The organism is Hydrogenovibrio thermophilus (genome assembly GCF_004028275.1).
GTDB lineage: Bacteria > Pseudomonadota > Gammaproteobacteria > Thiomicrospirales > Thiomicrospiraceae > Hydrogenovibrio > Hydrogenovibrio thermophilus.
In genome coordinates, this window is sequence record NZ_CP035033.1 from 1,380,815 (window position 1) to 1,395,817 (window position 15,003).

General features: G+C 48.8%; 11 protein-coding genes and 4 tRNA genes. 13 read left to right on the top strand and 2 right to left on the bottom strand.

Annotated elements, in window-relative coordinates:
• A complete protein-coding gene (locus tag EPV75_RS06455; protein WP_128384851.1) occupies positions 1-1,962 on the top strand; it encodes an ABC-F family ATP-binding cassette domain-containing protein in 1,962 nt (653 codons plus the stop codon).
• 87 nt (positions 1,963-2,049) lie between these two features.
• Here EPV75_RS06455 and EPV75_RS06460 read toward each other — a convergent pair whose 3' ends face one another.
• Complete coding sequence (locus EPV75_RS06460) at positions 2,050-2,253, bottom strand: YgaP family membrane protein (RefSeq protein ID WP_029938082.1); 204 nt, start codon at positions 2,251-2,253, stop codon at positions 2,050-2,052.
• Between the two features lie 240 nt (positions 2,254-2,493).
• On the opposite strand from EPV75_RS06460, the gene tig reads away from it, so the two are divergent.
• The 9 genes from tig (at position 2,494) to EPV75_RS06505 (ending at position 9,381) form a co-directional block, all read left to right on the top strand.
• A complete protein-coding gene (tig, locus tag EPV75_RS06465) occupies positions 2,494-3,804 on the top strand; it encodes a trigger factor (protein WP_128384852.1) in 1,311 nt (436 codons plus the stop codon).
• 199 nt (positions 3,805-4,003) lie between these two features.
• Positions 4,004-4,606, top strand: coding sequence for an ATP-dependent Clp endopeptidase proteolytic subunit ClpP (gene clpP / locus EPV75_RS06470; protein ID WP_029938084.1), 603 nt, complete (start codon positions 4,004-4,006; stop codon positions 4,604-4,606).
• A 20-nt stretch (positions 4,607-4,626) separates the two neighbouring features.
• On the top strand, positions 4,627-5,877 hold the full coding sequence (gene clpX, locus EPV75_RS06475) for an ATP-dependent Clp protease ATP-binding subunit ClpX (protein WP_029938085.1): 1,251 nt from the start codon (positions 4,627-4,629) through the stop codon (positions 5,875-5,877).
• A gap of 60 nt (positions 5,878-5,937) precedes the next feature.
• Positions 5,938-8,388, top strand: coding sequence for an endopeptidase La (gene lon / locus EPV75_RS06480; RefSeq protein WP_029938086.1), 2,451 nt, complete (start codon positions 5,938-5,940; stop codon positions 8,386-8,388).
• Positions 8,389-8,504: 116 nt separating this feature from the next.
• A complete protein-coding gene (locus EPV75_RS06485) occupies positions 8,505-8,777 on the top strand; it encodes an HU family DNA-binding protein (RefSeq protein ID WP_029938087.1) in 273 nt (90 codons plus the stop codon).
• Between the two features lie 212 nt (positions 8,778-8,989).
• A tRNA-Val gene (locus EPV75_RS06490) sits at positions 8,990-9,065 on the top strand.
• Between the two features lie 15 nt (positions 9,066-9,080).
• Positions 9,081-9,157, top strand: a tRNA-Asp gene (locus EPV75_RS06495).
• Between the two features lie 34 nt (positions 9,158-9,191).
• A tRNA-Val gene (locus tag EPV75_RS06500) sits at positions 9,192-9,267 on the top strand.
• 37 nt (positions 9,268-9,304) lie between these two features.
• Positions 9,305-9,381, top strand: a tRNA-Asp gene (locus EPV75_RS06505).
• 162 nt (positions 9,382-9,543) lie between these two features.
• Here EPV75_RS06505 and EPV75_RS06510 read toward each other — a convergent pair.
• On the bottom strand, positions 9,544-10,320 hold the full coding sequence (locus tag EPV75_RS06510) for an enoyl-ACP reductase FabI (RefSeq protein ID WP_029938088.1): 777 nt from the start codon (positions 10,318-10,320) through the stop codon (positions 9,544-9,546).
• Between the two features lie 205 nt (positions 10,321-10,525).
• On the opposite strand from EPV75_RS06510, the gene EPV75_RS06515 reads away from it, so the two are divergent.
• The 3 genes from EPV75_RS06515 to EPV75_RS06525 are packed head-to-tail and all read left to right on the top strand — an operon-like array spanning position 10,526 to position 15,003.
• Positions 10,526-12,664, top strand: coding sequence for an ABC transporter substrate-binding protein (locus EPV75_RS06515; protein ID WP_318779039.1), 2,139 nt, complete (start codon positions 10,526-10,528; stop codon positions 12,662-12,664).
• On the top strand, positions 12,665-13,645 hold the full coding sequence (locus EPV75_RS06520; protein WP_128384853.1) for an ABC transporter permease: 981 nt from the start codon (positions 12,665-12,667) through the stop codon (positions 13,643-13,645).
• Entirely contained in the window at positions 13,642-15,003 is a 1,362-nt protein-coding gene (locus EPV75_RS06525; RefSeq protein WP_128384854.1) for an ABC transporter permease, read from the top strand. Before EPV75_RS06520 ends, EPV75_RS06525 begins: the two co-directional genes overlap by 4 nt.

The following is a 15,003-nucleotide window of genomic DNA, read 5'->3' on the forward strand; positions in this document are numbered from 1 at the left end:
ATGCTCAATATTCAATCCGTAACCTTGATGGCCGGGACGAAAGTCCTGTTGGAAAATGCTTCACTGGTCATTCACCCTGGGCAAAAAATCGGCTTGATTGGTGCCAATGGCGCCGGGAAATCCACGCTGCTTAAAGCGATTCTTAACGAGGTGCCGTTGGATGCGGGCAGCATCGCCATGCCGGACGCCTGGCAAGTGGGATATGTGGAGCAGGAACAAACGCACCTGCACATGAAAGCGCTGGACTACGTGATGTTCGGCGATACGTTGTATGCTGAGGCACGAAGCAAAATCGAGCAAGCCGAGCGAGATAATCATCATGACCGGTTGGTAGCGGCTTACGATGAACTGGATCACATTGACGGTTATGACGTGCCGATGAAAGCCCAGCAATTGATGTATGGTCTAGGGTTCAAGGAAGCGGATTTCGACAAACCGCTGGAAGCCTTTTCCGGTGGTTGGCAGGTTCGCCTGAAATTGGGGCGAGCGTTGATGCAGCGTGCGGATTTGCTTTTACTGGATGAACCGACCAACCATTTGGATATCGAAGCGGTTTCCTGGTTGGTGCAGTGGTTGAAATCGTTTTCCGGTGCCGTGATTGTCATTTCCCATGACCGCCATTTTCTCGACGAAGTGGTGCAGGGCATTGCGCAACTTGATCAAGGGCGAATCCACTATTTTACCGGCAATTTTGCGGCCTTCGAACGTCAGCGCAACGAGCAACTGATGCAGCAGCAGGCGCTGCACGATAAGCAGAAACAGCAGATGCAACATCTGAAGTCCTTTATCGAACGCTTTAAAGCTAAAGCCTCCAAAGCCAAACAGGCGCAGAGCCGTGTCAAAGCCATGGAGCGCATTGAGCAAGTGGCCGCGGTGCAGGCCACAAATCCCTTTCAGTTCCATTTAGCCGAACCGGATCATTTACCGGACCCGATGTTGAATGTTGAACAACTGGCGTTCGGTTACGGTGATACTGCGATTTTGCAGGAAGTTTCTTTGGTGTTGCGTGCCGGTGACCGCATCGGATTGGTCGGGGTGAACGGCTCCGGGAAATCGACGTTATTGAAACTGTTGATTCGTGAGCTGCAACCGAAAAGCGGGGTGGTCAAACACAGTAAAGGCTTGAAAATCGGTTACTTCGCACAGCATCAACTGGAGGCATTGAATCCGAATCAAACGCCTTTGGCGCATATGTTGGCGCTTGGCAAGGAAATGATGACGGACATTACCGATCAGGAAGCGCGGGATTTTCTCGGGCGTTTCGGGTTCGGGCATGACAAAGCCTTGTCGCCGGTCAAGCCGTTTTCCGGCGGCGAAAAGGCTCGTTTGTCGCTGGCACTGATGGTGTATCAAAAACCGAACCTGGTGATTTTGGATGAACCGACTAACCATTTGGATATGGAAACCCGAGATGCGCTGGAAATGGCGTTGCAGGAGTTTTCCGGCGCTTTGATTTTGGTGACGCACGATCAGCATTTATTGTCGAGTATTGTCGATCAGTTTTGGTGGGTGCACGATACGCGGGTGGAACGCTATGCCGGTGATCTGGAAAGTTACTTGCAGCAGCGTTTAAAACGTTTGAAAGAGCAGCAGGCAAGCATCAAAGCTGAAAAAGCGGCTCTTTCGGCCAGGCCTGGTGATTCTTCGGATGACGCCGGGGCGGTCAACAAAAAAGCCCAGCGTCAGGAAAACGCTCAGTTCCGCAAGCGGTTGAAAGAAGCGACACGTGCACAAACCAAGCGATTGACCCAGGTGGAAAATGCCTTGTCGAAAGCGCAAAATGCGCTGAGTGACATTCATTCGACCATGGAAGATTCCGGTTTGTACGAGGCCAGTCGTTCCGAAGAACTGACCGCATTGCTCAAAGACGAGGCGCGCTTAACCGCTGATATTGAAACGTTGGAAGAAGAGTGGCTGCTGTTGGAAGCGGAAATCGAGGAGATTACCGATAATTTTCAATGATGATGCTTTTTGAAAGGTGAGAACTGGTAAATCCCAATAAAAAAAGCTGCATCATGCAGCCTTTTTGGTATCGACGCCGTTTAGCGATTAACGGAAAGCACAGCCGTGCTTTAGACCGAACTTGCGCAGGATGTACACCATCGGGCAGAATCCGGTCAAACCGGAAATCAACAGGTTTAGACCGATGAAACCGGTCAACAGCAACCATGCCGGAGTGTAAACGTACGCCAGAATTGCGGACAGCAATACCATTGTGCCGACCATCAGCATCATGAATTTTTCAATAACCATCTTTGTTAGCCTCTTTTAAATATATAAGCGTTTATAAATATATTTTACATATAACCCAATATATTAATTTTATCACAGTCGCGCTATTTGGTGGAAGAGCGCATTAATTTCCGGCTATGTCTTTCATTAATTTAATAAAATCGGTATAATTCCGCGTTTATTTTAGTTAGAGAATAAACCGCCGAACGGGATGTTGTAATTCTGTTCACGAACTGGATTTTAATTTTTGAGATTAAACACATGCAAGTAACAGTAGAAAAGCCGGAAACAGGCCTTGAACACAAAATTAACGTCACGCTGCCAGCGGGTGATTTAGACAGTAAAGTTGAAAGCCGTTTAGCCCAAATGCGTCGTACGGTGAAGATGGATGGTTTCCGTCCTGGAAAAGTCCCTATGAGCATTGTGAAAAAACGCTATGGCGGTCAAGTTCGTCAAGAAATGATGGGTGAAACGGTTCAGCAATCTTTCTATGAAGCGGTTGCGAAAGAATCTTTGAACATCGCCGGTTACCCACAGTTCCAAGAGCTGGATGAGAAAGACGGTAATATCATCTATTCGGCGACATTCGAAGTTTTCCCGGAAATCAAATTGCCGAAGTTCTCGACATTGAAAGTGGAAACCGTTAAGTCCGAAGTCACGGATAAAGACGTTGAGAACATGATGACCAAGCTGCGTGAACAAAAAATGGCTTGGAAAACGGCCAGCGCCGCTAAAAAAGCCCGTAATGGTGAACAGGTTATTATTGATTTCGTCGGTAAGAAAGACGGCGTTGAGTTCGAAGGCGGCAAAGCCGAAAACGTACCTCTTGAACTGGGTTCCGGTCGTATGATTCCAGGTTTCGAAGACGGAATTATCGGCATGAAAAAGGGAGAGGAAAAAACCATTGAAGTGACTTTCCCGGAAGACTATCAGTCTGAAGAGCTGAAAGGGCAAACCGTTACATTTGACATTACGGTACACTCGGTACAAAAGAAAGTCTTGCCAGAGATTGATGAAGAATTCGTTAAGTCCTTCGGTATCGAAGAAGGGACTGAAGAAGCTTTGATGAACGAAATTCGTTCCAACATGGAAAAAGAGTTGCAACGCGCAGTTGAAAACCAAAACCGTACCGCTGTTTTGGATGCCTTGTCCGAAAAAGTGGACGTTGAATTGCCGCAAGCCTTGATTGATCAAGAAGCGTCTGCGTTGATGCAGCGTCAGGTCGAACAATTCCAACAACAAGGTTTGAAAGCGGAAGACATCGGTTTGACGTTGGAAACCTTCAAGCCTGACGCGGAAAAACGTGTCAAAATCGGTTTGGTTCTAGGTGAAGTCATCAAAGAAAACAAAATCGAAGCGACGGAAGAAGCGAGAAAAGCGTTTATCGAAGATCAAGCCTCGGCGTATGAAGATCCGAAAGAAGTGATCGACTGGTATGCGAAGAACCCGCAGGCTCAGAAAGAAATCGATGCGATTTTGGTGGAAAAAGAGATTGCCAACACCATCTTGAAAGACGCCAAAGTCAAAGAAGTTTCAAAATCGTTCGAAGAGATTGTTAGCCCAGCTGCCTAACCGCTTTTCAACGTCTGTAAAAAACTTAACTTCTGTTGCAAAATGATGTAATTTTGTAACAAAGTTAAGTTTTTTTTTGCCTGATAAAAAGCTAAGATAGAACCATCTATACGGTAACTTTTTGACGAAACAATTGAAATTTCGAGCCTGTTTTCAGGTCTTTGAAATAAAAACTAAATAAAAATAAAGGTTTATTTGAATGCATTCAACACCGATCCAAGACGCTTTGATTCCAATGGTCATCGAACAAACGAGCCGGGGAGAACGCTCGTTCGACATTTATTCCCGTTTGCTGAAAGAACGCGTCATCTTTTTGGTCGGACAAGTCGAAGACCAGATGGCGAACTTGATTGTCGCCCAGTTGCTGTTTTTGGAATCCGAGAACCCGGATAAGGATATTCATCTTTATATCAATTCACCGGGCGGAAGCGTAACGGCGGGCATGGCCATTTACGATACGATGCGATTCATCAAGCCGGATGTTAGCACCATGTGCATTGGCCAGGCAGCGAGCATGGGATCGTTTTTGCTGTCCGCCGGCGCGGAAGGCAAGCGCTTTGCATTGCCGAATTCCCGTGTGATGATTCACCAGCCGTTGGGTGGTTTCCAGGGGCAGGCTTCGGATATTGAAATCCATGCAAAAGAGATTATGCAAATTAAAGGGCGTTTGAATCAGGCTTTGGCCGACCACACCGGTCAGCCGTTGGATGTGATTGAGCGTGATACGGATCGTGATAATTTCATGAGCGCGCAGGAAGCGTGTGATTACGGTTTGGTTGATAAAGTACTAACACGTCGTTAATAGAAAGAAAAGGCAGTCGGATGAGTGAAAAAACGTTGTATTGTTCATTTTGCGGTAAAGCGCAGGATGAAGTGAAAAAATTGATTGCAGGCCCTTCTGTTTATATTTGTGACGAATGTGTTGAGCTGTGTAATGACATTCTTAAAGAGGAATTCGGCGAAGAAGAATTGAATGCGTTCGAGTTGGATAATTTGCCGACGCCGCATGAAATCAGCCAAATTCTGGACGACTACGTCATTGGCCAGTACCACGCCAAAAAAGTGCTGTCGGTGGCGGTGTATAACCACTACAAGCGTTTACAAAACGGTTATCAGAAAGACGATGTCGAACTGAACAAAAGTAATATTTTGCTGATCGGGCCGACCGGTTCCGGTAAAACCTTGCTGGCTCAGACTCTGGCGCGCTTGCTGGATGTCCCATTCGCCATCGCCGACGCCACCACGCTGACCGAAGCCGGTTATGTGGGGGAAGATGTTGAGAGCATTGTGCTGAAACTGTTGCAACGTTGTGACAACGATGCGGAAAAAGCCGAAAGAGGCATTATCTATATCGATGAAATCGATAAGATTACCCGTAAATCGGAAAACCCATCGATTACGCGCGACGTATCCGGCGAAGGGGTTCAACAGGCGCTTCTGAAACTGATTGAAGGCACCGTTGCGAACATTCCTCCGCAGGGCGGGCGCAAGCACCCGAACCAGGATATGATTCAAGTTGATACCTCGAAGATTCTGTTTATCGTCGGTGGGGCGTTCGAGGGGCTGGATAAGCTTATCGAGCAGCGTACGGATAAGAATACAGGCATCGGCTTCTCGGCTGAGGTGAAGTCGCAAGACACCAAGGCATCATTGTCGGAACGTTTCCAGGGCATCGAGCCGGAAGATTTGGTCAAGTTCGGTTTGATTCCGGAATTTGTCGGGCGCTTGCCGGTGGTCGCGGCTTTGGAAGAGTTGGATGAGAAAGCCTTGATTCAAATTCTGACCGAACCGAAAAACGCTTTGGTCAAACAATATCAGAAAATGTTCGAGCTGGAAGGCGTGGAACTACAGTTTCGTAAGGATGCCTTGACGGAAATCGCCAAAATGGCGATCGAACGTAAAACCGGTGCGCGTGGGTTACGCTCCATTTTGGAGAAAACTTTGCTTGATACCATGTACGACCTACCGAGCATGCAAAATGTCGAGAAAGTTGTGATTAACAAAGCCGTTATCAAAGGCAGTAAAAAGCCGATGCTGATGTACCACGAGTCGGACGAAAAAGTCTCCGGGTAGTTAACGGTTGCCACTGCGTGGACGCGTGGATAATAACGATAAAAAAGATTGGAACGCATTATGGACATAGACCAAATTGAATTTAAAACCAACGTGTTTGTTTTAGCTTTACGCGACGTGGTGGTTTTTCCCGGGATGGTGGTGCCGTTGTTTGTCGGTCGCCCGAAGTCAATGAATGCATTGAATGCGGCCATGAAAGAAGATAAGCAGATTTTTCTGATTACCCAGAAAAATGCCACCGAGGAAACGCCCACCATCGATAACCTTTACCGCATCGGGGTGATGGCGAATATTCTGCAATTGCTGAAATTGCCGGATGGAACCTTGAAGGTACTGGTGGAAGGGGTTAAACGTTTTGAATTGCTGGGGCTGAACAACGAAGAGTCCTTCCTGACCGGTGACATTCAGCAAGTGGAGTCGGACGAAACCTTGGATAACGATGGGGTGGTTCTGGTACGCACCATTCAAGAGCGTTTTCAGGATTATGCGGATTTGAAGAAAAAGATTCCATCTGAAGTCCAGAAAAGCATTCAAAAAACGACTGAACCGAATCGTTTGGTGGATACCATTTCCGCGAATTTGAAATTGGGCATTGAAGAAAAACAGCAGTTGCTGGAAATCTTGTCCATCAATGATCGTTTGGAACACATTCTCAGTACCATCGAAACCGAAATCGATTTGTTGGAGTCTGAACAGCGCATTAATTCGCGCGTTAAGAAAAAGATGGATCAGACCCAGCGAAACTTCTATTTGAACACCAAGCTGCAAGCGATTCACGAAGAGCTGGGCGAAGCTTCGGAAGACGGCGTCAGCGAAATGACCAAGTTGAAAGAACAAATCGATGCGGCCGGTATGACGCCGGATGCCTTGAAGGTGGCCGAAGAAGAGTTGAAAAAACTCAAAATGATGTCACCGCAATCGCCGGAAGCCAATATTGTTCGCACTTATATTGAGTGGTTGGTGGCGATTCCGTGGAAGAAGCGTACCCGTGTTTCTAAAGACTTGAATAAAGCTCAGGCGATTTTGGATAAACAGCATTACGGCTTGGAAAAAGTCAAAGAACGGATTATTGAATATTTGGCAGTCCAGAAGCGCGTTAAAAAGATGAAAGGGCCGATTCTGTGCTTGGTGGGGCCTCCGGGGGTCGGTAAAACCTCTTTGGCTCGCTCCATTGCCGAAGCCACCAACCGTCATTACGTGCGTATGTCATTGGGTGGTGTGCGAGACGAAGCGGAAATCCGCGGCCACCGTAAAACCTATTTGGGTGCCATGCCGGGACGTGTGATTCAAAAAATGAAAACCGCCGGAACTCGGAACCCGCTGTTCTTGTTGGACGAAATTGACAAAATGGCGCGTGACCAGCGCGGCGATCCAGCCAGTGCGTTGCTGGAAGTATTGGATCCGGAACAAAACAAGGCGTTTAACGACCATTACCTGGAAGTCGACTATGATTTGTCCGACGTCATGTTTGTGGCAACATCGAATTCCATGGATATTCCGGAACCGTTGTTGGACCGAATGGAAATCATCGATTTAGCCGGTTACACCGAAAATGAGAAGCTTAATATCGCTTCCCAACATCTGTTACCGCGTGAAATGAAAGATCACGGCTTGAAAAAAGACGAAATTGAAGTGCCGCGTGAATCGATTTTGAAGATTATTCAAACCTACACCCGCGAAGCCGGTGTGCGATTGTTGGATCAGAAGTTGGCGAAAATCTGTCGTAAATCGGTTAAGGAAATCGTTACGGGCGAGGCCGAAGCGCCGATTCAGGTGATGCCGGAGGATTTGGAAAAATACCTCGGTGTCGCCAAATACCGTTTCGGTCTGGCGGAAGAAAAAAATCAGATCGGGCAAGTGGCCGGTTTGGCCTGGACACGTGTTGGCGGTGACTTATTACGCATTGAAGCCACGGCTATGCCCGGAAAGGGGAAAAATACCTCGACTGGTCAATTGGGCAGTGTGATGCAGGAATCGACGCAAACCGCGATGAGCGTCATTCGCAGCCGTTCCAAAGAATTGGGGTTGGAAGACGATTTCTATGAAAAACAAGATATTCATTTGCACTTTCCCGAAGGGGCTATTAAAAAGGATGGGCCGAGCGCGGGGATTGCGATTTGTACCGCCATTGCGTCGGTCCTGACCCAAATTCCGGTACGTTCCGATGTGGCCATGACCGGTGAAATTACCTTGCGTGGTGAAGTCTTGCCGATTGGAGGCTTGAAAGAAAAATTGCTGGCGGCGGCGAGAGGCGGCATTAAAACCGTTTTGATTCCGTATGAAAATGTCCGGGATTTGTCGGAAATTTCCGAGGAAGTGAAAGCCGGTTTGGACATTCATCCGGTGCAATGGATTGACGAAGTCTTTAAGATTGCATTGGAATCCATGCCCGCAATCGACGATGAAGAGGCGCTTGCGGACATTAGCATGAAAGATGCCGAAATGGACAAAATCATTGCAAATAAAGAAACTTCCAAGCAAATTCTTAAAAAAGGTCAGAAAAGGCATTAATTTTGTAAATTTTTCCTCTGAACAGGCTTGACAGTAAATGTTGAACGCTGATATAACTACCACAAGCCTTAATTTGGGTGGAAAGAATACTTAATACTTATGGAGAAACTCACATCATGAATAAGACCGAATTAGTTAGTGCGATCGCTGAAGAAGCAGGTTTAACGAAAGCAGATGCCGCTAAAGCGCTAGAAGCAACTGTGTCCACTGTTACAAAAGCCTTGAGCTCAGGTGATTCAGTCGCCATCATTGGATTTGGTACTTTTAAAGTTGGTGAGCGTTCAGCACGTACTGGTCGTAACCCTCAAACAGGTGCAGAAATGCAAATCCCTGCGGCAAAAGTTCCTAAGTTCTCAGCTGGTAAAGCACTTAAGGACGCTGTTAACTAAGACCGAATTTGTCTTAATAGCTGTCACAACCCCTCAAATTTAATCAAATCAATAGGTTAAATTCTGAGGGTTTTTTTTATGTCAGAAATTTGTAAAAAAAGCATCCAAATTGTTTGACAACGTCGCTTAAGTACTTATAATACGCCCATCAGTTGAGGCAAGCTCAGACAGCGTCTGAAACGGCCTCAAGCGCAAAAGAATAGATCAGAGTTGGGTGATTAGCTCAGTTGGGAGAGCATCGCCCTTACAAGGCGAGGGTCACTGGTTCGAGCCCAGTATCACCCACCAGTTTTGATTCGATTCGGAGTGGTAGTTCAGTTGGTTAGAATACCTGCCTGTCACGCAGGGGGTCGCGGGTTCGAGTCCCGTCCACTCCGCCATTATTTGCACTGATTCGAATTGTTTCTACGATTCGGGTGATTAGCTCAGTTGGGAGAGCATCGCCCTTACAAGGCGAGGGTCACTGGTTCGAGCCCAGTATCACCCACCATTATTATTTCGATGATTTCCAATCATCATCCCTGTTCGGAGTGGTAGTTCAGTTGGTTAGAATACCTGCCTGTCACGCAGGGGGTCGCGGGTTCGAGTCCCGTCCACTCCGCCATTTATCGATTCTCGATTTCCTTTTTCTTATTTAAAAATAACCTTTCACAGGCCTTTGCGGTTTTGTTTTCTACGGTATTTTCTATCCGTGCTTCAGGCATAAAAAAAGCCCCTTGCGGAGCTTTTGTATGAAATGACCAGGCCTGGCCATTTTTTGATGATATCAGTTGCTGGCTGTGGTGTTGTAACCGCCATCCACGTAAGTGATTTCACCGGTGATGCCTGATGCCAGGTCTGAGCATAGGAACGCGGCGGTGTTGCCGACTTCTTCGATGCTGACGTTACGACGCAGTGGCGTGGCTGCCGCGGCTTTATCCAGCATGCTACGGAAGTCTTTGATGCCGGAAGCCGCTAGGGTGCGGATCGGACCGGCCGATACGGCATTAACACGGATACCATCTTGTCCCAAGTCGGCCGCCAGGTAACGTACGGTTGCTTCCAGAGACGCTTTGGCGATGCCCATGACGTTATAGTTTGGAACGGCTCTTTCCGCACCCAGGTAAGAGACGGTGAGGACCGAACCGTTGTTTTTGTTCAGCATGTCATAGCCGGCTTTGGTCAAAGCTGTCAGGCTGTAAGCAGAAATGTCGTGCGCCACCGAAAAGCCGGAGCGGGTTGAGGCGTCAATCATGCGGCCTTCCAATTCCTCACGCGGTGCGAAAGCGACCGAGTGAACCAGAATGTCCAAACCGTCCCATTGTTTGCCCAGTTCGGCAAAGACGTTGTCGATTTGTTCGTCGGACGTGACGTCCAAAGGGAGAACGATGCTGCTGCCCAGTTCTTCGGCGATTTTCTCAACGCGACCTTTCAGTTTTTCGGTTTGATAGGTCAGGGCGATTTCCGCACCTTGTTCGTGCATTTGTTTGGCGATACCGTATGCGATGGATTTGTTATTCGCGACCCCGACGATCAGGGCTTTTTTTCCCGCAAGAAATCCCATTTTGACTCCTTTGTTCTACTAGGTTGTTTCCGAAAAATGTACAAAAATAATTTGGGTCATTATAACGTTAAAATCGGGCTATAATGATCTTCTTTTTATTTGAAAAACCATTCGTAATTTTGATAACCTAGTCGGAATGTCGAGTCGATTCAAATCTCTCTTATAAAGCGGATGAAGCGTGGTTGGTAACTTCTTAAAAATCAGTGTGATTTTATCGGTAATCATGTTTTTTTCCGGCTGTGACGGCAGCCGTTGGAACAATCCTTATGAACTGTCGCAAGTGGAAGAGCCGGTGCTGTTTTCGGCTTTTTCATCCCGCCCGAAACATCTTGATCCGGTGATTTCTTATAATGCCAACGAGTGGTCGATTATCAGCCAGGTCTATGAACCGCCGCTGCAATACCATTATTTGAAACGCCCTTATACCCTTGAGCCTTTGACCCTGACGGAAATGCCCACAGTGACCTTTTTAAATCAGGCCGGGGAAGTGGTGTCGGAGGATTCCGGCGAGGTTGCCTTTTCGGAATATCGGCTGCAGCTGAAACCCAACATCTATTTCCAACCCCATCCGGCCTTTGTCAAAGATGCGCAGGGGCAACCGGCATTGGTGTCGCTTACCAACGAGCAGTTGGAAGGCATTCGAACCTTGGAAGATTTCACCGAAACCGATACCCGTCCTTTGACCGCGGACGATTATGCTTATGCCATCAAGCGTATGGCGGTGACCAGTAATCATTCGCCGATTCTGGGTACGATGAAGCCGCTGATTGTCGGCATGGCATCGTTTTCGAAAGCGGTGTCGGCGCAACCGGTAACGGTACCCGAGCTCAGACAGAAGGATTTACCCGGCGTGCAGGTGGTGTCGGACCGTGAATTGCGCATCCGCATTCATGGGGTTTATCCGCAATTTCTGTATTGGTTGAGCATGAATTTCTTCGCGCCGATTCCTTGGGAAGCGGAGGTGTTTTACGATCAGCCAGGCCTGGCGGAAAAGAATATTTCATTGGACACCTATCCGGTCGGCACCGGCCCGTACCAATTGGTGGAAAATGACCCGAACCGTCGCATGCGCCTGTTGGCTAACCCGAATTACCACCACGGTTTTTACCCGACCGACGGCTTGCCGGACGATGCGAATCCGAATCTGCTGAACGATGCCGGAAAGCCGCTGCCGTTCATTAAGGAAGTCATCTATTCCCTGGAAAAGGAAAGTGTGCCGTTATGGAATAAGTTCTTGCAAGGGTATTACGATGCCTCCGGTGTCAGTTCGGACAGCTTCGATCAGGCGATTTCGGTTTCTTCCGGCGGCGATTTGAGTTTGACCCCCGAGATGCGGGACAAAGGCATTCGCTTTCTGAATGTGGTGGAACCCACTGTGTTTTATTTCGGCTTCAATATGCTTGACCCGGTGGTCGGCGGCTACAGTAAGAAGCAGCGCAAACTGCGTCAAGCGATCAGCATTGCGCTGAACGAGGAAGAATTCATTTCCATTTTCCTGAACGGGCGTGGGGTGGCGGCGCAAGGCCCGATTCCGCCGGGTATTTTCGGTTTTGAACCCGGCAAGGCGGGCATGGATCCGTTTGTGTATGATTGGCGAAACGGTCGTCCGCAACGCAAATCGATTGAAGAAGCCAAACGCTTGCTGGTCGAAGCGGGTTACCCGAATGGCCGTCAACCGAACGGCGACCCCTTGGTGTTGCATTACGATACGGCGGCCACTGGCCCGAACAGCAAATCACAGCTTAATTGGTACCGTAAGCAGTTTGCCAAGCTGGGAATTGAGCTGGTGATTCGCGCCACCGATTACAATCGTTTTCAGGACAAAATGCGCACCGGGCAAGGGCAGATGTTTTCCTGGGGTTGGAACGCGGATTACCCCGATCCGGAAAACTTCCTGTTCCTGCTGGATGGCGAGCAGGCCACCGTTAAAAACAAGGGCGCGGGTATCAACTACGCCAATTACGATAATCCGGAATTCAACCGTTTGTTCAAGCAAATCAAAACCATGTCAAACGGGCCGGAGCGTTTAGAATTGATTCGTCAAATGGTGCGCATCGCGCAACAGGACGCGCCTTGGTCTTGGGGCTTTAATCCGAAAAGCCTGGCGCTGTATCACAGTTGGTACCACAATGCCTGGGCGAACCCGTTGGCGAATAACACCTTAAAATACAAGCGTTTGGATCCCAAGCTTCGAGCGGAAAAACAGATTGAATGGAATCCGCCGGTGTTGTGGCCATTGATTTTAGTGCTGGTCCTGTTACTGGTGTCCATTTACCCGCTGGTACGTGCCTATCAAAAACGGCAAAAAACCGCAATTGAAACGCATGACTCGGGAGGCGCGTAAATGTTGGCTTATATCGTAAGACGCTTGTTGTTCGCCGTTCCGATTTTGATCGGCGTGAACCTGATTACTTTTGCACTGTTTTTCATGGTGAACACTCCGGACGATATGGCGCGCACTCATTTGGGCGCTAAGCAGACCACGCCGGAAATGATCGAGGCCTGGAAGCAGGACCACGGTTACGACAAGCCGCTGTTCTATAATGAAAAAGCACCAGGCCTGGGCGTTTTGACCGATACCTTGTTTGTGAATGAATCCGTTAAGCTTTTCACTTTTGACTTCGGCCAGTCGGATGACGGTCGGCAGATTTCCGCCGACATTCAGGAACGCATGTGGCCGAGCTTGGCCATTGCCTTACCGACGTTTCTCATCGGTTTGGTGACCAATATTTCACTGGCGTTGTTGATTGTCCTGTTTCGAGGGTCGGTGCTCGACAGCGTGACCATGATGGTGGCGGTGGCGATTATGTCGATTTCCGGGCTGTTCTACATCATCGCCGGCCAGGTGCTGTTCAGCAAAATTTGGCACTGGGTGCCGATTTCCGGTTACAGCGAAGGTTGGGATGCCTTTAAGTTCTTGATTTTGCCGGTGGCCATCGGCGTTTTCGCCGGGTTGGGTGCCGGCGTGCGTTGGTATCGCAGCATTTTCCTGGAAGAAATCAATAAGGATTACATTCGCACGGCTCGGGCCAAAGGCTTGTCTGAAATCAAATTGCTGTTCGGTCATTTATTGCAAAACGGGCTGCTGCCGATTCTGACCGGCGTGGTGGTGGTGATTCCGACCTTGTTCATGGGCAGCTTGATTATGGAGTCCTTCTTCGGTATTCCAGGCCTGGGCAGTTATACGATTGACGCCATCAATGCGCAGGACTTCGCCATCGTGAAGTCGATGGTGTTCCTCGGTTCGGTATTGTACATCATCGGCCTGATTCTCACCGATATTTCCTATACGGTGTTTGACCCGAGAGTGAGGTTGGACGGATGATGGGCATCAGCTTGGAAATGCTTTGGACGGATTACATGATCTGGGGGCTGATGCTGGCCTTGCTGGTGTGGGCGCGTTTGATCAGCCGTTCACCGCAGGTGCGTCAACAATGGCTGCAGATTTTCGAATCGCGTTTGGCAATGATTTCCGCGATTCTGTTGATGGTGTATTTGTTGATTGCTCTGATGGATTCGGTGCACTTCCGCGTCGACGCGTCGTCCACGCTGTTATCGGATAATCAAAGTGTGCTGGACACCGCCTTACCGCATTTGGCGAGTGATCAGGAACGCACTTACTCCGCGCCGTTTGCGACGACCGAATACAACAAGAGTTTGGAAGTCGGCGACGATGGCCGTGTCGAACAGCGTTACCGTCCCTTGAAGCATGTGGAACCGGTGTCGATTGTTCAGGCCAGTTTGGAAGCCGCTTTGGCCGGGTTATTGATCAGTTTGTTGTTGATTTTATTGCACGCCTTGTGGCGCTCACGGGTTCACCGACTGTCGTTACTGGCTTACAGCCGCCAAGTATGGCTTAACCAAACACGCCTGCCTTGGCGGACCGGCTATTTAACGCTGATACTGGTGGTTGTCTTTTTAGCTTGGCTGTATCACCTCAGTTTCTTCTACCATGTGTTCGGCACCGACAAGGTGGGCAACGATGTGTTGTACGAATCCTTGAAAAGTATCCGCACCGGCGTGTTGATCGGGGTGCTGACCACTTTGGTGATGTTGCCGCTGTCGTTGATTCTGGGCATCAGCGCGGGTTTGTTCCGCGGCTGGGTGGATGACGTCATCCAATACATTTACACCACCTTGAACTCGATTCCCGGTGTTTTGTTGATTGCCGCCGCCGTCCTGGTGATGCAAGCAATTATGAGCAACAATCCGGAATGGTTCAGCAGCACGGAAGAGCGCGCGGACATTCGATTGCTCTTCCTGATTTTTATTCTTGGCATGACCAGTTGGACTGGACTGTGCCGATTGCTTCGCGCCGAAACCCTCAAAATCAGCCAAGTCGATTATGTCACGGCCTCGAAAGCCTTTGGCGTGAGCCGCTTCCGCATCATCGGCCGTCACATCATGCCGAATGTAATGCACATCGTATTGATTGCGGTGGTGCTGGATTTCAGTGGCCTGGTGTTGGCGGAAGCCGTTTTGTCGTATGTTGGCGTCGGGGTGGACCCGACCATGCACAGTTGGGGAAATATGATCAACCAGGCACGCTTGGAAATGGCGCGGGAACCGATGGTCTGGTGGTCGCTGTTTTCGGCTTTCTTTTTTATGTTTATCTTGGTGCTGGCCGCCAATTTATTCTCGGATCGAGTGCAAACCGTGCTGGATCCACGTAATCAGAAATAA